This is a genomic window from Oerskovia sp. USHLN155 (assembly GCF_037145535.1).
GTDB classification, from domain to species: domain Bacteria; phylum Actinomycetota; class Actinomycetes; order Actinomycetales; family Cellulomonadaceae; genus Oerskovia; species Oerskovia rustica.
On record NZ_JBBCXG010000003.1, the window covers coordinates 145,038 to 165,956 of the forward strand.

General features: G+C 73.4%; 17 protein-coding genes. 8 read left to right on the top strand and 9 right to left on the bottom strand.

Features of this window, described 5'->3' with window-relative positions:
• Positions 1-109: 109 nt before the first annotated feature.
• Both WFH32_RS05520 and WFH32_RS05525 read right to left on the bottom strand, forming a co-directional pair.
• Positions 110-985 (bottom strand): ABC transporter permease, encoded by an 876-nt coding sequence (locus tag WFH32_RS05520; RefSeq protein ID WP_336706421.1) that lies wholly within the window; start codon positions 983-985, stop codon positions 110-112.
• Positions 982-2,382, bottom strand: a complete 1,401-nt coding sequence (locus tag WFH32_RS05525) for a quaternary amine ABC transporter ATP-binding protein (protein WP_336706422.1) — start codon at positions 2,380-2,382, stop codon at positions 982-984. The genes WFH32_RS05520 and WFH32_RS05525 overlap by 4 nt, the downstream gene beginning before the upstream one ends.
• 679 nt (positions 2,383-3,061) lie before the next feature.
• On the opposite strand from WFH32_RS05525, the gene ahcY reads away from it, so the two are divergent.
• The 5 genes from ahcY to WFH32_RS05550 all read left to right on the top strand — a co-directional run bounded on the left by ahcY (position 3,062) and on the right by WFH32_RS05550 (position 10,164).
• Entirely contained in the window at positions 3,062-4,594 is a 1,533-nt protein-coding gene (gene ahcY, locus WFH32_RS05530; protein ID WP_191794157.1) for an adenosylhomocysteinase, read from the top strand.
• 234 nt (positions 4,595-4,828) lie between these two features.
• Entirely contained in the window at positions 4,829-6,280 is a 1,452-nt protein-coding gene (locus WFH32_RS05535; RefSeq protein ID WP_336706423.1) for a hypothetical protein, read from the top strand.
• A 127-nt stretch (positions 6,281-6,407) separates the two neighbouring features.
• A complete protein-coding gene (locus WFH32_RS05540) occupies positions 6,408-7,874 on the top strand; it encodes a sensor histidine kinase (protein WP_336706424.1) in 1,467 nt (488 codons plus the stop codon).
• Between the two features lie 79 nt (positions 7,875-7,953).
• Positions 7,954-8,613 carry a response regulator transcription factor gene (locus tag WFH32_RS05545; RefSeq protein WP_191794154.1) on the top strand — a complete coding sequence of 220 codons (660 nt, stop codon included), beginning with the start codon at positions 7,954-7,956 and terminating at the stop codon, positions 8,611-8,613.
• A 147-nt stretch (positions 8,614-8,760) separates the two neighbouring features.
• Positions 8,761-10,164, top strand: coding sequence for an acyltransferase family protein (locus tag WFH32_RS05550; RefSeq protein WP_336706425.1), 1,404 nt, complete (start codon positions 8,761-8,763; stop codon positions 10,162-10,164).
• Here the strand turns inward: WFH32_RS05550 and WFH32_RS05555 are convergent.
• Positions 10,076-10,897, bottom strand: coding sequence for an RDD family protein (locus tag WFH32_RS05555; protein ID WP_191794152.1), 822 nt, complete (start codon positions 10,895-10,897; stop codon positions 10,076-10,078). The two genes, WFH32_RS05550 and WFH32_RS05555, sit on opposite strands and share 89 nt — an antisense overlap.
• Positions 10,898-11,015: 118 nt before the next feature.
• On the opposite strand from WFH32_RS05555, the gene WFH32_RS05560 reads away from it, so the two are divergent.
• Entirely contained in the window at positions 11,016-12,005 is a 990-nt protein-coding gene (locus WFH32_RS05560) for a stage II sporulation protein M (protein WP_336706426.1), read from the top strand.
• Between the two features lie 52 nt (positions 12,006-12,057).
• Here WFH32_RS05560 and WFH32_RS05565 read toward each other — a convergent pair whose 3' ends face one another.
• A complete protein-coding gene (locus WFH32_RS05565; RefSeq protein ID WP_336706427.1) occupies positions 12,058-13,239 on the bottom strand; it encodes a winged helix DNA-binding domain-containing protein in 1,182 nt (393 codons plus the stop codon).
• 265 nt (positions 13,240-13,504) lie between these two features.
• On the opposite strand from WFH32_RS05565, the gene WFH32_RS05570 reads away from it, so the two are divergent.
• Positions 13,505-13,831 (top strand): hypothetical protein, encoded by a 327-nt coding sequence (locus WFH32_RS05570; protein WP_336706428.1) that lies wholly within the window; start codon positions 13,505-13,507, stop codon positions 13,829-13,831.
• Between the two features lie 341 nt (positions 13,832-14,172).
• On the opposite strand, the gene WFH32_RS05575 is transcribed toward WFH32_RS05570, so the two are convergent.
• The 5 genes from WFH32_RS05575 to WFH32_RS05595 form a co-directional block, all read right to left on the bottom strand.
• On the bottom strand, positions 14,173-15,465 hold the full coding sequence (locus WFH32_RS05575; RefSeq protein WP_336706429.1) for a DUF58 domain-containing protein: 1,293 nt from the start codon (positions 15,463-15,465) through the stop codon (positions 14,173-14,175).
• A 24-nt stretch (positions 15,466-15,489) separates the two neighbouring features.
• Positions 15,490-16,578 (bottom strand): AAA family ATPase, encoded by a 1,089-nt coding sequence (locus WFH32_RS05580; protein ID WP_442946311.1) that lies wholly within the window; start codon positions 16,576-16,578, stop codon positions 15,490-15,492.
• 89 nt (positions 16,579-16,667) lie between these two features.
• Positions 16,668-17,927 carry a DUF4350 domain-containing protein gene (locus tag WFH32_RS05585; protein WP_336706433.1) on the bottom strand — a complete coding sequence of 420 codons (1,260 nt, stop codon included), beginning with the start codon at positions 17,925-17,927 and terminating at the stop codon, positions 16,668-16,670.
• Entirely contained in the window at positions 17,924-18,679 is a 756-nt protein-coding gene (locus WFH32_RS05590; protein ID WP_191794148.1) for a DUF4129 domain-containing protein, read from the bottom strand. Before WFH32_RS05590 ends, WFH32_RS05585 begins: the two co-directional genes overlap by 4 nt.
• Positions 18,676-19,992 carry a hypothetical protein gene (locus WFH32_RS05595; RefSeq protein ID WP_336706435.1) on the bottom strand — a complete coding sequence of 439 codons (1,317 nt, stop codon included), beginning with the start codon at positions 19,990-19,992 and terminating at the stop codon, positions 18,676-18,678. Before WFH32_RS05595 ends, WFH32_RS05590 begins: the two co-directional genes overlap by 4 nt.
• Positions 19,993-20,200: 208 nt before the next feature.
• Between WFH32_RS05595 and mtrA the strand changes: the two genes are divergently transcribed.
• Positions 20,201-20,884 carry an MtrAB system response regulator MtrA gene (gene mtrA, locus WFH32_RS05600; RefSeq protein WP_138823451.1) on the top strand — a complete coding sequence of 228 codons (684 nt, stop codon included), beginning with the start codon at positions 20,201-20,203 and terminating at the stop codon, positions 20,882-20,884.
• The last annotated feature ends 35 nt before the right edge of the window (positions 20,885-20,919 follow it).

Consider the following 20,919-nt stretch of genomic DNA (forward strand, 5'->3'; position numbering starts at 1 on the left):
GTGCGGCGGTGCCCACCTGGGTTGGTGGTGGTACGGGGAAGTGCGAGGGCGTGCTGGGTGCCCGGCGGTGTCGGGGCCGGACGACGGTGCCGACCCCGACGGGGGAGCCTCAGACGGCGGTGGCCGCGAGGGCCTTGGCGACAGGCGAGCGGGTGCTGAGGGCCGACGTCACGCGGTCGAGGAAGATCGCGAGGATCACGACGGACAGACCCGCCTCGAAGCCGAGCGAGATGTTGACCCGCTGGAGGGCCGCGACCACGTCGCGTCCCAGGCCGGCCGCGCCGACCATGCCGGAGATCACGACCATCGAGAGCGAGAGCATGATGACCTGGTTGACGCCCGCCATGATGGTCGGCATCGCGAGGGGGAGCTGGATCTGGCGCAGGATGCGGCCCGGCGTGGAGCCGAACGCGTGCCCGGCCTCGACGACCTCCCGGTCGACCTGGCGGATGCCCAGCTCGGTGAAGCGGACACCCGGAGCGAGCGCGAACACGACGGTCGCGACGATGCCCGGGACGGCGCCCGTGAGGAAGATGATGACCGTCGGGATGAGGTACACGAACGCGGGCATGGTCTGCATGAAGTCGAGCACGGGGCGCAGGACCCGCGAGACGGTGTCGTTGCGGGCGGCCCAGATGCCCAGCGGGATGCCGATCAGCAGTGCGATCGCGCTCGCGACGAGCACGAGCGCCAGGGTGTCCATGGCGTTGTCCCACTGGTCGACGCTCGAGATCACGACGAACCCGACGAGGGCCGTGACGCCCAGCCTCCAGCCCTTGGCGAAGAACGCCAGGGCTGCGAGCACGAGTGCGACGACGAGGAAGGGCGGGCCCTGGAGCACCGCTGCGAGAGCGTCGTAGCAGCCCAGCAGGACGTCCTTGACGACCGCGAAGAACGGCTTGAACGTCGCGGTCAACCATTCGACGAAGACGGCGACCCAGTCACCGAGGGGCAGGCGGGGGACGAACGTGTCGGTGGCGCTCACGCGTCTGCTCCTTCCGTCGAGGCGGTGTCTTGCGGGGCGGGCGCGTCCTCGGTCGTGTCCTGCCCGACGGCGTCGGGCTCCTCGAGCGTGGGCGGCACCATGGCCTCGAGCAGGGTCACGCGCGGGATGACCCCGACCAGGCGGTTCTTGTCGTCCGTCACGGCGACGGGCAGAGGAGACTCGGCCGCCGGCGCGAAGAGCTCCGCGAGGGGGGTGTCGACGCTCACGGGAGCGACGCCGTCGTGCACGATCGACTCGATGCTCGTGGCGTGGTCGCCGCTCGACTTGAGCAGCGCGACCGCGTCCGCGTCGCGGACGACGCCGCGCAGGACGCGCTGACGGTCGACGACGTAGGCCGCCGACACCTGTGCCTCGCGCATGGTGCGGCTCGCGACGCGGGGGCCGCCGCCGAGCGGGACGACCGCGGTCGGCCGGACCATGACCGACGCGGCGGTCAGGACACGGGTGCGGTCGACGTCGGCGACGAACTGCGCGACGTAGTCGTTCGCGGGGTCGGAGAGGATCTCCTCGGCCGTGCCGATCTGGACCGTGCGGCCGTCACGCATGACGGCGATCCGGTCGCCCAGGTGCATGGCCTCGTTGAGGTCGTGCGTGATGAAGATGATGGTCTTGCCGAGCGTCTGCTGCAGGTCGAGGAGCTGCTCCTGCATCTCGCGCCGGATGAGCGGGTCGAGCGCGGAGAACGCCTCGTCCATGAGCAGCACGTCGGTGTCCGCGGCGAGCGCGCGGGCGAGCCCCACGCGCTGGCGCATGCCGCCCGAGAGCTGCGAGGGCAGCGAGTCCTGCCAGCCCCCCAGGCCCACGAGGTCGAGCGCCTGCTGCGCCTTCTCGCGGCGCTCGGCCTTGCCCATGCCCTGGATCTCGAGCGGGTACGCCGCGTTGTCCAGGACCGTGCGGTGGGGGAGCAGGGCGAAGTGCTGGAACACCATGCTGACGCGGCTGCGCCGCAGGGCCCGCAGCTGCTTGGCGTTCACCGTCGCGAGGTCGTCGTCGCCCAGGAGGACGTGGCCGGCCGTGGGCTTCCACAGGCCGTTGAGCATGCGGATGAGCGTCGACTTGCCCGAGCCCGACAGGCCCATGACGACGAAGATCTCGCCCTGCTTGACGTCGAAGCTCGCGTCGATGACGGCGGCCGTCCCCAGGGACTTGACGTCGGCGCGGCCCGCGCCGTCCTTGAGTCGCCGGACGGCCTCCTGCGGGCGGCGGCCGAAGACCTTGTAGACGCCCTGGACGCTCACGGCCACGGGCCGGTCGTCCGGCAGGGGGTCGGTGCCGTGGGCGCCGGGGAAGGGTTCGGTCTCCACGGGGATGAGGACGGGGGCGGTGCTCGTAGGTGGCTCGGTGCTCGTACTCGTGCTGGTGCTGCTTGCGGTCATGCTGGCGGGTCTCGCCACCTTCCAGGTGTCGTGGCGGGTCCGGAACGCTCCGCGGAGGGCGCCAGGGTGACCTGGCTGCGACCTCCCGGTGCGCTCAGCGCCGCGAGGCGCGTCACGGTCCACCGGATCGAGGCCCGCCGCCGGGGGCCACCCGGGTGGGTGGCCGCCGCGAGGCGCAGCGGGCGCTGACCTGTCGTGGGGTCGGCGCGAGCCGGCCCTGGACAGGTCGATCTGTCTCCAGCACCCTGCCCGATCCCAGGGCGAATTGCTACCGAGTGGCCGGTGTGCATGGCGGTTTCGAGGGAGATGCTTGACCGTATAATCGTTGAAAGCGTGCGGTTTTGACCATTCACGGGATCGTTATCGCTTCGTGACCTTGATATGGTCAAGCAGATTTGTTATCGCGCGCGGGCGCGAACTGTTGATCTGGTGCTGACGCCGAGGGCGACGCACTGGTGCGCCGACGGCGACGGTGAGCGGCGCCGTCGGGCCCGCTGCTCCCCGACGAGAGCCCGGCCGCACCCGTCGGCGCAGGTTGCGGGCCCCCTCAGCACCCCTGCCGGTCACCCTCGGCGGACAGGTCCGTCACCCTCGGCTCCCACGGTGGTCACCGTCGGCGCGCGGCGAGCCGCCCCCGGTAGTCTGGAGCGACACCGTCAGAACCGTCGTTCGGAGCACCATGTCTTCTGCCACGCCCGCCGCCCAGGCCTCGTTCGACGAGGTCCCCGGCCGCTACAAGGTCCGAGACCTGTCCCTCGCCGAAGCGGGACGCCACCAGATCCGCCTCGCCGAGCACGAGATGCCCGGGCTCATGGCGCTGCGGGCCGAGTTCGGCGCGTCGCAGCCGCTCGCGGGCGCGCGCATCGCGGGCTCGCTCCACATGACCGTCCAGACGGCCGTCCTCATCGAGACCCTCGTCGCGCTCGGAGCTCAGGTGCGCTGGGCGAGCTGCAACATCTTCTCGACGCAGGACGAGGCCGCCGCGGCGATCGTCGTCGGCCCGCACGGCACGCCCGAGGACCCCCAGGGCGTCCCGGTCTTCGCGTGGAAGGGCGAGAGCCTCGAGGAGTACTGGGACTGCACCGAGCAGATCCTGCTGTGGCCGGGCAGCAACGGCGCCGAGGGGGCGAACCTCATCCTCGACGACGGCGGCGACGCGACCATGCTCGTCCACCTGGGGCTGCAGTACGAGCGCCTCGGCACCGTCCCCCCGGACACCCTGCCGGGCGAGCCCGACCACACGCACGAGATGAACGTCGTGCGCTCGGTCCTGCGCCGGGCGCTCGCGGCCGACCCGCTGCGCTGGACCGCCGTCGCGGACCAGCTGCTCGGCGTGACGGAGGAGACGACCACGGGCGTGCACCGCCTGTACCAGCTCGCCGAGTCGGGCGAGCTGCTGTTCCCGGCGATCAACGTCAACGACTCGGTCACCAAGTCGAAGTTCGACAACAAGTACGGCATCCGTCATTCGCTGCCGGACGGCATCAACCGCGCGACGGACGTCCTCATGGGCGGCAAGGTCGCGTTCGTCGCGGGCTACGGCGACGTGGGCAAGGGCGCGGCCGAGGCCTTCCGCGGTCAGGGCGCGCGCGTCATCGTGTCCGAGGTCGACCCGATCTGCGCGCTGCAGGCCGCGATGGACGGCTACCAGGTCGCGCGCATCGAGGACGTCCTGGGCGAGGCCGACTTCTTCATCACGACCACGGGCAACAAGGACGTGGTCACTGCCGCGCACATGACGGCGATGAAGAACAAGGCGATCGTCGGCAACATCGGTCACTTCGACAACGAGATCGACATGGCCGGACTGGCCCAGGTCCCGGGGATCACGCGCACCGAGATCAAGCCGCAGGTGCACGAGTGGACGTTCCCGGCGGCCGACGGCGAGGAGGCCCGCTCGATCATCGTCCTGTCGGAGGGGCGCCTGCTGAACCTGGGCAACGCGACGGGCCACCCGTCGTTCGTGATGAGCAACTCGTTCTCGAACCAGGTCATCGGCCAGATCGAGCTCTTCGAGGACAGCAAGCGCCCGGAGGGCGAGCGGACGTACGAGCGCCAGGTCTACCGCCTGCCCAAGGTCCTCGACGAGAAGGTCGCGCGCCTGCACCTCGACGCGCTGGGCGTGCGCCTCACCGAGCTCTCGAAGAGCCAGGCGGACTACCTCGGCATCCCGGTCGAGGGGCCGTACAAGCCGGAGCACTACCGCTACTGAGCGGTCGCGAGCGCCCCTGAGCAGGGGGCCCGACGGCGGAGGGCCGGGTTCCGGGAGGAGCCCGGCCTTTCGCGTGCGGTCGCCCTGGGCGGGGCGTCGCGTCGCCCTCGGCGGGTGGGCACGTCACCCTCGGGGGTCGGGGACGTCGCCCTCGGCGGATGGGCACGCCACCGTGGGCGCTTCCGGCACTCCTGCGCAAGGATGGTCCCAGCAGCGCGCCGACAGGAGAAGACGATGGCGACGATCCCGAGCGAGCCCACGATCAGCGACTCCGAACGAGCAGAGCTCGAGGCCCTGCGTGCGGAGGTCCGGCGCCTGCGTGCCGAGCGCGCCGCCCCGCCCTCCGGGACGGTCCCCGACGCGGCGCCCCGCCGCGGCGGGTGGCTCCGCTGGACCGCCGTCACGGTGCTCCTGGTGCTCGCGGGGGTCCTCATGCTGGGCTCGGTCGTCGCCCGGTACGTGCGCGGCGAGATCCTCGACACGGACCACTACGTCGCGACCGTGACACCGCTGGGCTCGGACCCCGCGATCCAGGCCGAGATCAGCACCAAGGTCTCGGACGCGATCCTCGAGCGGATCGACCTCGAGACCGTGACGACGCAGGCGCTCGCGACGCTCACGCAGAACGTCGACCAGGTCCCACCTCAGGTGCAGGGCCTGGCCCCGCTCCTCGCGAGCCAGGGCGAGTCGTTCGTCCGCTCGACCGTGGACCGCATGGTCACGTCGCCGACGTTCGAGGAGCTGTGGATCGTCGCGAACCGCCAGGCTCACAAGAACCTCGTCTCGGTCCTCACGGGCGAGGGCGGCACGGCGGTCACGGCCGACGCGAACGGCCAGGTCACGCTCTCGCTCGGGCCCATGATCGACGAGGTCACGAAGCGGCTCTCGGCGCGGGGCTTCACGTTCGTCGAGAACCTGCCGTCGATCAACCCGCAGTTCGTGCTGTTCACCTCGGACGACGTCGTGACGGCGCAGCGTGCGGTGGCCGCCCTGAGCAAGGCGGCGAACGTCCTGCCGTGGCTCTCGCTCCTCGTCGCGGCCGGCGCGGTGTGGGCGGCCCCGCGCGGGCGGCGTCGCCGGGCCGTGATCCTCGCGGGCGTCACGTACGTCGTCGCGATGGCGATCCTCGCGATCGCCATCACGGTCGGCCGGTCGTTGTACCTGGGCGCCGTGCCGTCGGACGCCCTGTCGCCGTCGGCGGCGACGGCCCTGATCGACGCGGTGCTGGTCCCGCTGCGCACGTCGTTGCGCGCGGTGTTCGCGTTCGGTGTGGTCGTCGTGCTCGCCGCGTACCTCACGGGGCCCAGCCGGTCGGCGGTCGCGGTGCGCGGCGGGTTCAACTGGCTCGTGCGCGCGGCCAGCCGCGGCCACGCGGGCGACAGCGGGCGCCCCCCGCACCCCTTCGAGGTCTGGGTCGCGAGGCTGCGCTGGCCGCTGATCGCGCTCGTCCTGGCCGGGGCGCTGGCCGTCCTGGTGTTCTCGCGCTACCCGAGCGGGAGCACGATCCTGGTCATCGCGCTGGTCGCGGCCGTCCTGGTGGTCGCGATCCAGGTGGTGTCCGCGCCGGCCCGCGGTGCAGCGAGGGCGACCGGGCCGGAGGGGCCGGGCGGCGCCGTCGGGGTGGGGGGCTCCACGGAGCAGGAGGGCTCCGCCGAGGAGGAGGCCGCGACGCCCGTCGCGCGCTGAGCACGCCGCAGAGGGGGGACATCCCCCCTGCACGACGGCGGAGCGCACCCTGGGCGCGCGGACTCCGGTCGGCAAGACTGGTGGTACCGCTCGAACCAGACCCAGGAGTCCTGCCACCATGTCTGCTGTGACATCCCCCCAGCCGCCGCTCGGCGACGCCGCGCCCGACGGCGAACCCTCGCCCGGGTACGCGCCGCCGACCGAGCCTCTCCTGTCCTTCGAGACCCAGCCGGCCGAACCCGCCGGCGACCTGCGGCACGTCCCCGACGGGCTCGACCCGCGCTACGTGGACCTGCGCGAGCCGGTCGGCTTCCTGGCCGCGCCGTTCGCGCGCCAGACCTGGCGCGAGTTCGGCTACCTGTGGCTGTCGCTGTTCGTCGCGCCCTTCGCGTTCACGTACGTGATGTTCACCGTGAGCTTCACGGTGGGGATCCTCGTGACGGTCGTGGGGCTCGTGGTCTCGGGCGGCCTGGTCCTCGGGGCGCGCGGCTGGGGCGGCATGTACCGCTCGATGGCGCGCTCGATGCTGTCGGTCGACGTGCTGCCACCCACGCCGCACACGCCGCGCCGCGGGTTCTGGCGCATGCTCTGGTCGAACCTGTCGGACGGTCCCGGGTGGCGGGCCATGACGTTCATGTTCGTGAGCTTCTTCCTGGCGCTCGTCGCCTTCGTCGTGTCCGTGACGTTCTTCCTCGTCTCGCTGGGGGCCGCGACTCACTGGTTCTGGTCGCAGTTCCTGCCCGCGCAGATGGCCGCCGACGGCACGTGGCACCGCGGCGCGCAGATGGGGACCGACTGGTACGTCGACACCCCGCTGCGCCAGTCGGCGCTCGCGGCCGTGGGCATCGCGCTGTGGTGGTTGTGGCCGCAGCTCGTGCGCGGGTTCGCGCAGCTCTTCCGCCTCCTGTCGGTCAACCTGCTCGGCCCCACCCGGGCGAGCCTGCGCGTGGCCGACCTCGAGAAGTCCCGCGGCAAGACCGTCGAGGACGCGGACGCCAAGCTGCGCCGCATCGAGCGCGACCTGCACGACGGCACCCAGGCCCGGCTCGTCGCGGTGGCGATGCAGCTCGGCGAGGCCAAGGAGCAGCTCGCGGCGGGCGGCGACGCGTCCGAGGCCCTCGAGCTCGTCGACAATGCGCACGCGTCGACCAAGGAGGCGCTCGTCGAGCTCCGTGAGCTCGCTCGGGGCATCCACCCGCCCGCGCTCGACAACGGCCTCGCGGTCGCCCTCGAGACGCTCGCGGCCAGGTCCCCGCTGCCCGTGACGGTCGACGTCGACCCGGGCATCACGCCGTCGCCGGCCGTCGAGACGATCGCGTACTTCTGCGTCGCCGAGCTCGTGACGAACGCCGCCAAGCACGCGCGCGCCTCGGGCGTCTACGTGCTCGTCGAGGAGCAGGGCTCGCGGCTGCGCCTGCGCGTGCGCGACGACGGACAGGGCGGTGCGCGCGTCTCGACGCCCGACGCGCGCGGCCACCGGTCGGGGCTCGCGGGCCTCGAGGAGCGGGTTCGTTCGGTCGACGGCACGTTGGACCTCGTCAGCCCGGTCGGTGGGCCTACCGTGGTCACGGTCGTCCTGCCGAGCAGGGTGTAGCCGGCCCCACCCGCGGAGCGGCCCGGACGTCTCGACCGAGGCGCCCGGGCCGAACCATCGACACAGAAGAGGTACCACCGTGCGGCTCGTGATCGCCGAGGACTCCGTCATCCTGCGCGACGGGCTCGTCGCCCTGCTCACCCGTCGTGGCCACGAGGTCGTGGCGGCCGTGGGCGACGGCGACGCGCTCGTCGCGGAGGTCGCGCGCCTGGCCACGCTCGGCGAGCTGCCCGACGTCGTCATCATCGACATCCGCATGCCCCCGACGTTCACCGACGAGGGACTGCGCGCGGCGCTCACCCTGCGCGCCGCGTCGCCAGGGCTGGGGGTGCTGCTGTTCTCGCAGTACGTCGAGACGCGGTTCGTGAGCGAGCTGCTCACGGGCGGCGCCGAGGGGGTCGGGTACCTCCTCAAGGACCGTGTCGCGGACGTGAGCGAGTTCCTCGACGCCCTGACGCGCATCGCCGCGGGGCAGACGGTGCTCGACCCCGAGGTCGTGAGCCAGCTCATGGGCGCCTCACGCTCGGACGACGGCCTGGCGCGCCTCACGCCCCGCGAGCGCGAGGTGCTCGAGCTCATGGCGCAGGGGCGCTCGAACACCGCGATCGCGGAGAACCTGTTCCTGTCCTACGGGGCCGTGGAGAAGAACGTCACGGCGATCTTCGGCAAGCTCGGCCTGCCGCAGGACGCGGGGGACCACCGCCGGGTGCTCGCGGTGCTCAGGTACCTGCGGGACTGAGCGTGTCGCGGCGGTGCCTGCGGGGGACATCCCCCGCGGAGGTGACCGGACCGCCGCCGTGGCCTCGGGGGAGGCTCCCGTTCCGGGACGTACCGGGATTTTCGAGACTGGTGGGGAACCTTTTCCCTCCGTCCCGAGGAGCATCCCGTGGCCGTCGTCGACGTCCCTCGTCTTCCGTTCCGGCCCGCCCGGACACCCCGTCCGTCCCGGCCCGCCCGCCCGTCCTCCCTCGCTGCGGCGCCGCCGGCCCTTCGCCCGGCGCCGGCGCCCCGCCGTCGGGCCGTCGCGGGTGCACCCGCCCGGCGCGACGTGTTCGTCGACGCGGTGCGCGCGCTCGCGACCCTCGCGGTCCTGAGCGTCCACTGGCTCATGCCCGAGGTCACGTGGGACGGCGAGCGCCTCGGGATCGGCAACGCCCTGGCCCACGGCGGGGCGTGGACCATCACGTGGGTCCTGCAGGTCCTGCCGCTGCTGTTCTTCGCGGCCGGGGCGTCGGCGGCGTACCAGCTCTGGCGCCCGGGCACGGCGAACGGGCCCGACGGCGCCGCTCGCCTCCCGGCGGCAGGTCGCCAGGGCGCCGCACGGGGTCTCGTCGCGGCCGGACGGGACGTCGTGCGGCGCCGGATGCCGCGCATCTGGAAGCCGGTCGCGGCCTTCGTCGGTGCGTGGGCCGTGGCCGCCGTCGTGCTGGTCGCCGCAGGCGTGCCGGAGACGGCCGTGCTGCAGGTCGCCCGGATCGCGCCGCAGCTCCTGTGGTTCCTCGGGGTGTACCTGCTGCTGCTCGCAGTCACCCCTGCCCTGCTGCGGGCCTACCAGGTGTGGGGCTGGCGCATGGTCGTGGTCGTCGTCGCCGCGCCGTTCGTCGTGGACGTGCTGCGCTTCGGGGCGGGCGTCGAGCACGTGGCCGTCGCGAACGTCCTGCTCGGCTGGGCCGTGCCCTACGTCCTGGGGATCGTCTACGTCGACCTCGTCCGGCGTGACGCGCTGCCCTCCCGGCGCACGCTCGCCCTCGTGGCCACCGGCGCGCTCGCCGCGATGGTTGCCCTCCTCGTCGTCGGTCCCTACCCCCTGAGCCTCATCGGGATGCCGGGCGACGCGATCTCCAACCTCGGGCCGCCCACGGCTCTCGCCGTGACCCATGCCGTGCTCCAGGTGAGCGTGGCGCTCACCGTGCGCGACGTCGTCGTGCGCTGGGCGCAGGGGCGTGGAGCAGCCCTCGTGGGGTGGGTCGCCGGTCGGTCCATGACGCTGTACCTGTGGCACCTGACCGCGATGTTCGTGGTGCTCGGGGTGGTCCTGCTGGGGCTCGGCACCCCTCTGCCCGCGTCGTGGAGCGCCGACTGGTGGGCGAGCCGGCCCCTGTGGTTCGGCGCGGCCGCGCTCGTGCTCGGTGCGCTCGTGCTGGCGTTCGGGCGATTCGAGGCGGGGGCTCCGCGCCGCGCGGGGGCGCGGAGCGTGCCCGTCAGCTCCGGGGGTCGGGCACCGAGTACGGCAGGCGGTGCAGCATCTCGCCCTGCTCCTGGGCGAGCACGCGTCCCCGCTGGGCGCTGACCCAGTCCCGGCTGCGTCGCTCGGCGAGGACCGCGCACAGGAAGTCCTCGGGCGGCGTCCCGGGCGGCGGGCCCGGGGCTACGTACTGCTCGATCCGGCCCGCGAGGTCCTGACCGATCCGGACACGCGAGGCCGGGTTGAGCCCGGCAGCACGCCCGAGGAACTGGCGGACCGCGAGGGCCAGGCCGTCCGGGAGCCTGCGCATGTCGGCGTGCGAGGCCCACCCCGCCAGGTGGGGCGGCATCGCGATCGCCGCGTACGTCGGCTTCCCGCCGCGCACCCGGATCGCGTACGTCCCGGCGAGCATGTCCCCGACCCGCTTGCCCTTGTCGTTCGACAGCGACGCGACGATCGCGACCGAGCCGAACGTCATCCACAGCTCGCCCACCCCCACGAGCGCACGGATGAAGGCGTGCCGGAAGCGGACGGGGCCGCCGTCGTCGCGCACGACCCGGATGCCGGTCGCGAGCTTGCCGAGCGACCGGCCCCGCGAGAGGGTCTCGACGGTCGTCGGGATGCCGACCATGACCAGGACCAGGAGGACGATCCACACCGCGGGCGCGAAGTCGATGCTGACGGCGTTGAGCGCCGCGCCCGCCACCGCGACGAGCACCAGGACGAGGAAGGTCCCGAGCGCGACCAGGTCGATCACGGCCCCCAGGGCGCGCGTCACGAAGGACGCCGGCCGGGCGTCGAGGACCACGCCCTCGCCGGTCAGGATGCCGTCTCGCACGCTTGCTCCTCCAGGGTCGTCGACACGGGTCGAGGGATCGTCGCCGCTCCCGGACGGTGGCCGGTGACGACGAGGGGGGTCCGGCCCACTGTAGGGCAAGGTGTGGCAGGGTAGCCGCGTGGACCTCGATGCCTTCAGCGCCGTGCACAGCGACGAGTGGTCGCGGCTCGCCGAGCTGACCAAGAAGCGCTCGCTCGACGGTGCCGAGGCGGACGAGCTCGTCCGCCTCTACCAGTCGGTCGCGACGCACCTGTCGACGATCCGCTCGTCAGCCCCCGACCCCGTGCTCATCACGCGGCTCTCCGACCTCCTCGGGCGCGCGCGGGGACGTCTCGCGGGGGCGCACGAGCCTGCCTGGCGCGACGTGACACGCTTCGCCACCGTCTCGGTGCCGGCCGCGCTGTACCGGATCCGGTGGTGGACCGTGACGGTCATGGTGCTGTTCCTCCTCGTCGCCGTCGTCGCGGGCTGGTGGGTCGCGACGACTCCCGACGCGCTCGCGTCGATGGGCACGCCCAGCGAGCGCGAGGCCTACGTCAACGAGGCCTTCGCGAGCTACTACGACCCGGGCGCGGACTTCGCGACGGTGGTCTGGACGAACAACGCCTGGATCGCCGCGCAGTGCATCGCCCTGGGGATCTCTGGCGTCTTCCCGGCGTACGTCCTGTTCGCCAACGCCGTGGGCGTCGGGTCCACGGGCGGCATGATGGCGTACTACGGCGAGCTCGACACGTTCCTCACGCTCATCGCCCCGCACGGCCTGCTCGAGCTCACCGCGATCTTCGTCGCGGGGGCCGCGGGGCTGCGCCTGTTCTGGACCATGGTCGACCCGGGGCCGCGGACTCGTCTCCGGGCCCTGGCGGAGGAGGGGCGCGCGCTCTTCACGGTCGCGGTGGGGCTCGTGGTCGTCCTGGGCGTCTCGGGCCTCATCGAGGGGTTCGTCACCGGGTCGGGGATGGCATGGTGGCTCAAGATCGTCATCGGCGCGATCGCCCTCGCGGCCTTCTGGGCCTACACGATCGTGCTCGGCCGCCGGGCCGTACGGGCGGGGGAGACGGGTGACCTCTCGGCCGACCACGCGGGGGACGTCGCGCCGGTCGCGGGCTGAGCCGTCCCGGCCCGGCGAGGGCCGCACTACGAGGCCGCGTCATCTGCCACCGCTACGAGGCCGTGACGGTGACGACGTGCTCCGACGCCTCGGGCGCGACGAACCGCAGCAGCTCGGTGCCGCGCGCGTCGAGGGCGGCTCGCTGAGCGCGCGTGAACGTGTGGCCGAGCGGGGAGACGTCGAGCTGCGCGACGGCGTCGGGCGTCGTGGTCGGCCGCGTCCCGACGCGGCGCACCTTCCACGTCGCGACCACGTAGCCGTCCACGAGGACCGTCCCGGGCACCTGCCCGTTGACGGTCGTGATCGCCTTGCGCCGCACGTCGTCGACGACGCGCGTGCGGTCCGCATGGCCCAGCACCAGGTTGTCGAACTCCGCCACGAGCACCAGGGGAGCGGGGGCGCCCGCGCCGGGGCGCGGAGCGTCGGGCAGGTCGAGATACTCCTTGCCGTCGGGGCCGGTAAAGGTCACGAGCTCTGGCCGCAGCCGCCCGACGGCGTCGCGCAGGCCCGTCAGCCCGGACCACCGCTGGGCGTCCATGACCGTGGCGGGGCCGAACGCCGCGAGGTAGCGGCGGACGAGGCGCACGAGCGCCGCGGCGCGCTCGTCGGGGTCGAGGAGCGCGCGGCTCGGCCGTCCGAACCAGGCGTCGGCCGTGGTCCAGGTCGTCGTCGTGCCGGGGCCGTTGGCGCCCCACAGCCCGCGGGGGGTGACCTGGACGAGGGGGAGGAAGCAACGGGCCGTGTAGGCCAGGTGCTGGGGATGGACGTCGGGCCAGCGCTCGCCGAGCAGTCGCCCCAGGTCGCCCGAGGTCAGGGGGGACCCGGTCAGGAGGTCTCGCGCTGCGGCGGCGACGGCGTCGAGGTTCGTGCCCGCCAGTGCCTTGGCGTGCGCGCTGCCCGTCCGGACCCCCGACTCGAGCAGGGGGCGCAGCGCGCCCGGGAGCTCCAGGGCGTCGTCGGCCGTGACGAGGTGGACCGTGCCGCGCATGACCGCGATGCGGGTGACCGAGCGGTCGAGGAACCGCTGCGAGAGGTCGTCGGTCCGGAAGCCGTCGAGGCGCGACCACAGTCCCGGGTAGGGGCTCGTCGGTGCCTGCGACTGGAGGCCCACGAGGTGGTCGACCTCGGCGACGGGCGTCGAGGAGCCGGGGGAGAGCAGGTGCTGGCGGGCCAGCAGCGCCCGGTTGAGGTCGTCGAGGGTGATGCTGGGCCCGTGGCGGCCGGCGGCGGTCATGGAGTCATCCTGCCGTGAGGACGGCGACCGCGCCGGGCTCACGCCGGCCGCGAGGTGGGCTCCGGGCAGCAGCCGAGGGCGCGCGGCAGGCTTGACCGATTCTTGACGTTCTGATTCGGTAGGTCGGATGAGACGCAAAGTTCTGCTTGACCCGTCGCGCGCGCCCCTCGCGCGCCGTGGGGCGTTCTGCGGTGCGGCGGTGGTCGTGGTCCTAGCGGGTGCTCTCGCTGGGTGCAGCCCGACGCCGGGCTGCGCACCGTCACAGGTGTTCGCCACCGCACCGGGGCCGCACGACGCCGTCGGCGCAGGCTCCACGGACGTGACCGTCGACGAGCTCGGTCAGACCAGGCTCCTGCACGAGCAGGACGACCTCTCCGTCTACCTGGCCGAGTGGCCCTCGCAGGACGCGGACGTGTGCGTGTGGGTCGAGCGCGACGGAGACTTCGTCGGCAGCGGGTGCGCCGGCGGGTGGGTGCAGGCGAGCTTCCTGGACGCAGGGGTGAGCGTGCTCTACGACTCCCACGGGGACGTCGCCGAGCGCGCTCCGCGCGGCTGGGTGAGCGTCAGCGGATGCCTCGCGATCGGGGCCTAGCGAGCGATGCGCGAGGTCCCCGGTCGTGGTGCCGGACGGTACCGCCGGAGTGCCGGAAGGGCACCCGTCAGAAGATGAGGAAGCCCAGCGCCGGGATGACGAAGGTCGCGGACAGCGCGAAGATCACGATGATCGCGACCCGTCGGTTGCGGGCTTCACGGTCGCGCGGGGTGGCCGGTCGGGTCACGGTGCTGCTCCTCGGGAGTCGGGGGTCTCTGCCACCAGCCTAGGCCGTGGGGTGGGGGTATCCCGCCGGGACCGTGTGACGGTGGGGTGAGAGCCGGGCGGACGAGCCGACAGGCCGCGAGGACCCGGAGGGCACGCTCGTCCTGACGGCGTCGTCAGAGGCGTCCCGCGGCCTTGAGCGCGAGGTACGTGTCGGCGAGCCGCGGTGCGAGCTCCTCGGGCAGCCCTTCGACGACCTCGACCCCCTTGCGGGACAGCACGGTCCGCACCGCGGTGCGTTCGAGCTCGACGCGCGCGGCGGCCGCTGCGTCGTAGACTTCGGCGCTCGAGTCGCGTGCGTCGCGCAGGGCCGCCACCTCCGGGTCCGCCACCGAGGCGACGACCACCTGGTGCTTGGCCGTGAGCTGACCGACGACGGGCAGCAGGCCCGTCTCGACCGCGGCCGGGTCGAGGGTCGTGAGGAGCACGACGAGCGCGCGCTGCGAGAGCCGCTGGTGCACCGAGCCGACGAGCCCCGGCCAGTCGGTCTCGAGCAGCACCGGCTGGACGGGGGCGAGCGCGTCCGCCAGGGCGGGCATGAGCCGAGGACCGGCCGCGCCCGCGACACGGGCCCGCACGCCGCGGTCGTACGCGAACAGCTCGACCCGGTCGCCCGCGCGACCTGCGAGGGCCGAGAGCAGCAGCGCCGCCTCGATGCTCGCGTCGAGGCGTGGCTCGTCGCCGATACGGGCCGCCGACGTGCGCGAGGTGTCGAGGACGATCAGGACACGGCGGTCACGTTCGGGGCGCCAGGTCCGCACGACCATGTCCGCTCGGCGGGCCGAGGCCCGCCAGTCGATCGACCGGACGTCGTCACCGATCACGTACTCGCGCAGCGAGTCGAACTCCGTCCCCTCGCCGCGCACCTGGACGGCCGAGCGGCCGTCCATCTCGCGTAGCCGCGCGAGCCGGCTCGGCAGATGGCGGCGCGAGGCGAACTCGGGCAGCACGCGCAGCCGCCCCGGGACGTCGAGCGAGACCTGGCGGGCCGCGAGCCCGAGCGGGCCCGCCGAGCGGATCGTGACCGCGCCCGCGGCGCGGTCACCGCGCCGCGTCGGGACGAGCGTGGTCACCAGGCGCGCCGACTCCCCGGGTGGCAGGTCGACGGGGTGCCGGTTGTCGTGCGCGCCAGCGGAAGGAGCCCAGGCGTCGCGCACCACTGCCCGCAGCCGCCGCCCGGTCATGTTCGTCACGACGAGCTGCGACGTCGCCCTCCCCGTGAGACGCACCGAGCCCGGCACGCGCCGCTCGACCGCTACCTGGCGCGGGGAGGCCGCGAGGGTCACGTCGAGCGCGCACAGCGCCATCACGACGAGCGCCCAGAGCAGCACGGTGCCGTACGAGGGCACCACGAGGACCGCCACCACGCCGAGGGCCGCCAGCGCGACGGCGCGCCACGTCAGAGCCATGTCATCCCTTCAGGCACGTGGCGCTCAGCGCGGGACCGGCACGGAGGCCAGCACCGTGTCGAGCACGCTCTCGGCGGTCACGCCCTCGAGCTCGGCCTCGGGCCGGAGCTGGACGCGGTGGCGCAGCGTCGGGTGGGCCAGGGCCTTGACGTCGTCGGGCGTGACGTACCCGCGACCGGACAGCCATGCCCACGCACGAGACGTCGCGAGCAGGGCCGTGGCGCCTCGCGGCGAGACGCCGAGCGACAGCGACGGCGAGTGGCGCGTGGCACGGCACAGGTCGACGGCGTAGCCGAGGACCTCGCGCGACACCTGCACCTGGGCCACCTCGGCGCGTGCACGGTCCAGGACGTCGCGGCCCGCGACGGGTCGCACGCCCGCCGCGGCCAGGTCGCGCGGGTTGAAGCCGGCGGCGTGCCGTGCGAGGACCTCGATCTCCTGGTCGCGCTCGGGCAGCGGCAGGACGAGCTTGAGCAGGAAGCGGTCGAGCTGGGCCTCGGGGAGGGGGTAGGTCCCCTCGTACTCGACCGGGTTCTGCGTCGCGATGACGAGGAACGGGTCCGGCAGCGGGCGGGGCGTGCCGTCGACCGAGACCTGGCGCTCCTCCATGGCCTCGAGCAGCGAGGCCTGGGTCTTGGGGGGCGTGCGGTTGATCTCGTCGGCGAGCAGCAGGTTCGTGAAGACGGGTCCCTCGCGGAAGCTGAACTCGGCCGTTCGCGCGTCGTACACGAGCGAGCCCGTGACGTCGCCCGGCATGAGGTCGGGCGTGAACTGGACGCGCTTGGTGTCCAGGTCGAGCGAGGCCGCGAGCGTGCGCACGAGCAGCGTCTTGGCGACCCCGGGCACGCCCTCGAGGAGCACGTGGCCCTTGCAGAGCATCGCGATGAGCAGGCTCGTGACCGCGGCGTCCTGGCCGACCACGGCCTTGCCGACCTCGGTCCGCACCGCGGCCAGGGCCGCGCGCAGCTCGTGCGAGGGGCCCGACGGCGCAGCCTGGGCGGGTGCGTCGGCGACGACGTGCGGGGCGGGGGCAGCGGGCGCCGGAGGGACGGGGGCGCCGTACGCGGGCGGCTGCGCCGGGGGCTCGGCCTGGTCCTGGGGGTGGGCGGGCACCGGCTGTGCGGGCTGCGGGGGCTGGGCCTGCGGAGGCGCGTAGCGGTCCGCGGGCTGCTGATAGGGGTTCGACCCCTCGGGGTGGTGCGTCACGGGTGGAAGACCTCGCTCTCCAACTGGTCAAGGTGACGTGCGAGCTCGAGCAGCGCTGCGTCGTCGGCGGGTGGTGGGCCGTACAGGAGGTGCGCGACCTGCTCGGCCGGGCGGTGCGTGGCGCGGACGACCGCGTCGATCAGCGCGGGGGCGGCTGCGGACCGGGGCAGGCCCAGGCGTGAGGCCATGCGATCGGCGCTGTGAGCCCGCAGACCTGCTGCGGCGTGGCCGCGCGAGCGGGACCGGCGGTACAGGCGCCCCCGGCCGCGTGTCGTCTCCGACGCGCGGACGACGACCGGGAGGTCCTCGGTCACGAGCGGACCGAGGCGGCGTCCGCGCCAGAGCGCCGCGAACAGGGCGACCACGAGGAGCTGGACGAGGACGATCGGCACCCACGGTGGCAGCGTGGCCGCCCCTGCGACGGAGGTGTCCGTGGACGAGGTGTCCAGGAGGTCGGGGACGAACCAGGTCAGGGTCTCGTGCCGGCCGAGCGAGCGCAGCGCGAGGGCCGCGTTGCCGTCCTGGTCGATCCGGGAGTTGGTGATCAGCCCCGCGTCGTCGAGCGCGACGACGCGGCGGTCGCCCTCGTGGACCAGGTAGGCGCCGGTGTCGGGCGGGCTGTCGTCGCCGGGGAAGCAGACGACCGACCCGGGGCCGGTCGAGGTGAAGCCGTAGCCCGTGCTGCGGATCTCCTCGGCGGCGGTCGCGTCGGGGTCGGTGCACTGCGGGCTCCGCAGGGCGTCGGGCGACGACCAGTCGTCGCCCAGGGTCGCGGCCCCGTCGGTCGCGCCCTCCAGCAGGTCGTACCCCGGCTCGAGGAGCACCAGGTCGGCCTCGGTCGCCAGGATCGCGTCGACCTGCTCGGGCAGGAGGTTGAGGTCGGAGGTGACGAGGAGCGTCGTCCCGGCGTCGGCGCGGGAGACCGCGTCCGCGGTCGTGGTCACGTGCTCGACGTCGACGCCCTGGTCGCCCAGCACCTGGGCAAGGGCCCGGGCACCGTTCGGCCCGGCGTTGTCCGGGGCGAACGGGGTGCTCGAGACAGCGGGTCGCGACAGTGCGGCGAGCCCCGCGACGATCGCGATCAGGAGCAGCACGGCGAGAGGCCAGCGCGCGGCCCGCCACCGGCGTGCGGCACGGGAGCCGGTCGTGGTGCCGTCGCCCGTCACGCGCACAGGGACGTAGGCCGTGGTGACGGCTGCGGCGGTCGTGTCGGGTGCCGAGACGGGGGGCGGCGGTGCGTCGAGACCAGTCGTCACCGGGAGCCTCCCGAGGGGGTGGGCGCCTGCGCGGGGGAGTCGGGCTCCAGGCCGCCGAGCAGGTGGGCGGGCGGCGTCGGCGTCGTGGCGAGGGTCGCGGCGTCGAGCTCTCGCAGCGCCTGGTCGGCCGCTGGGCCCACCGACACCTTGCCGTACCGGACGTCGTCGAACAGGCGCGCGCCGACCGTGAGCCGGTCGGCGAGCGCCGGGAGTCGCAGGGCGGCGTCGTCCGCGGCCTCGTGGGCCGTGCGACCGGGGCGCGGGTCCAGGATCACGCGCTCCTCGAGCGAGCGCACGACGGCGCGGTAGCGCTCCACGACGGCGGTCGGCCAGTCGCCCACCGAGGCGGCGGCGTCGGCCGCGGCCCGGAGCTCCTTGGCCGAGCGCTCGTCGTCGTCGAACACAGCGACCGACGAACGGGCCTTGCGGGACAGGCGGACCGGGCCCGTGACCACGTAGGCGACCACCGCTACGACGAGGACGAGCCCGACGATCACGAGCGAGGCCACGACGGGGTTCACGTCGAGGACCCGGACGTCGGTGAACAGGCCGGTCAGCCAGTCGATGAAGCGCGACAGGAGCGAGGGCTGGTCCACGTACACGGGGTCGAGGAGCTCCTCCTTCAGCCACTGCCGTGCGGTGTCGGCGTCGGGGACGACCGGGACGTCCCACCGCACACCCTGCGCAAGGCCGAGGCGCGCCGGTGCGGCCGCCTGCCAGGCGGCGAGCGACGCAGGGAGCGCGCCGGTCACGCCGGGCCGTGGCCCGTGTGCTCTTCGGCCGCGGCCGTGAGCTCGACGTCCAGCCCCTCGCGGCGCATGCGGACGTCGATGTAGAGCAGCGAGACGACGCCCGCGAGGAACACCGCGCTGATGACCCCCGTGACGATCGACCCCACGGCCACGATCGCATACATCGCGAACATGCTCATGAGCGAGACCATGCCGCCGATGATCCCGAACGGCTGCGAGACGAGCCAGGTGATGGTGCCGACCGCGACGGAGGCCAGGAGGTAGATCCCGAGCAGCCGCCAGAACGAGCCGCGAGAGACGGTCCAGCCGCGCTTCACGCCGCTCGCGAAGCCCTGGCCCTCGAGGACCATGGCCGGCGGGACGAGGAGCGTGCGGACGAGGAACCAGCAGCCGAACACGGCAAGACCCAGCAGCCCGAGGAGCGCGACGGCGATGCCGAGGCCGACGTCGGCCGTGAACGCGAGGACCGTGAGGAGCAGGTAGACGAACCAGACGGCCCCGAGCGCGATCGACCAGAGGATCGAGAAGCCCAGCAGGGGCCAGATCTTCGACTTCGCCTGGGCCCAGACCTCGCCCGCGCTCGCCTTGCGACCGATCACGGACTGGCCCACCGAGGTGATGAGCAGGCCGTTGACGACGGGCATCGCGAGGGCGAGCACGACCGAGGACACCATCGAGGCGCCGAGGAGGGGAAACATCTCCGTGAGGCCCGTGGCGTCGGCGCCCATCTCGACGCTCAGCTCCGCCTCGATCTGGGCGAGCTGGGGCGAGAAGATCCCGCTGATCAGCACGCCCAGGCCGAGCCCGAGGACCGTCGCGATCGCGATCACGGTCGCGCTCATCCCGAGCATCACCTTGGGGTTGGCGCGGATCGCACCGAACGCGCCGTCGAAGATCTCGCCGAGGCTCAGCGGGCGCAGCGGGATGATGCCGGGCTTGTTCGCGGGCGGGGCGTAGGGCTTGCCCGCGAAGGACGGCGGACCGTAGCCGGGCTGCGGGGGGCCGCCGTACTGCGGTGCGCCGTACTGGCCGGGCTGGCCGTACTGCCCGTGCTGCGGCGCACCGTGCTCGCCGGGCTCGCCGGAGGGCTGGCCGTACTGGCCCTGCTGCCCGTACTGCGGCTGCCCCCACGCGTTCGACGTGGGCTGGGCCGGCGCAGGCTGGCCGGACTGTGCCGGGGGGCCGTACCGACCGGGCTGCGCGGGCGGCCCGCCGACGGGTGGCGTCGCGCCCGCCGGTGGCTGCGGGGCGCGCTGGCCGTAGCGCGGGGTGTCGTCCGGTGCTGGCGTGCCGGCGTCGTCGGGCGTCGTCATCTGCTCTGCTGTCCCCGCTCGGTTCTGTCGGGCCCCGAGGGCTCGTCCTGATGAGGCCGTGCACGACGCCACGACGGCGTCCGGCCCGGTAGCGGACCACCCTAGTACGGGGGACCGGCCGACGCGGCGGCCGGGCCGTTCGGGTGAACACCGGCCGCCCCACGGTGGGTCGGACCGACGAGCCCGCGGTCGATGGCAAAATGGGGCCATGAAGGTACGTGTGCTTGTGGTCGACGACGACACCGCTCTCGCCGAGATGATCGGCATCGTGCTGCGGTCCGAGGGGTTCGACCCGGTGTTCTGCGCGGACGGGGACCTCGCTCTGGCCGCGTTCCGCAGCACCCAGCCGGACCTCGTCCTGCTGGACCTCATGCTGCCCGGCAAGGACGGCACCGAGGTGTGCCGTCTGATCCGTGCGGAGTCGGGGGTGCCCATCATCATGCTCACGGCCAAGAGCGACACGGTCGACGTCGTGCTCGGCCTGGAGTCCGGCGCGGACGACTACATCTCCAAGCCGTTCAAGCCCAAGGAGCTCGTCGCGCGGATCCGGGCCCGCCTGCGCCGCTCGGACGAGCCCGCCCCCGAGCACCTCGCGATCGGCGACGTCGAGATCGACGTGACCGGGCACCGGGTCACGCGCGACGGCCGCCCCATCGCGCTCACGCCCCTCGAGTTCGACCTCCTGGTCGCGCTCGCCCGCAAGCCCTGGCAGGTCTTCACGCGCGAGGTCCTCCTCGAGAAGGTCTGGGGCTACCGTCACGCGGCGGACACGCGCCTGGTCAACGTCCACGTGCAGCGCCTGCGGTCGAAGGTCGAGCACGACCCGGAGAACCCGGAGATCGTCCTGACCGTGCGCGGCGTCGGGTACAAGGCGGGTGCGGCGCGCGGGTGAGCGCTCCGTCGCTGCGCGCGCGGGTGGGGCGGTCG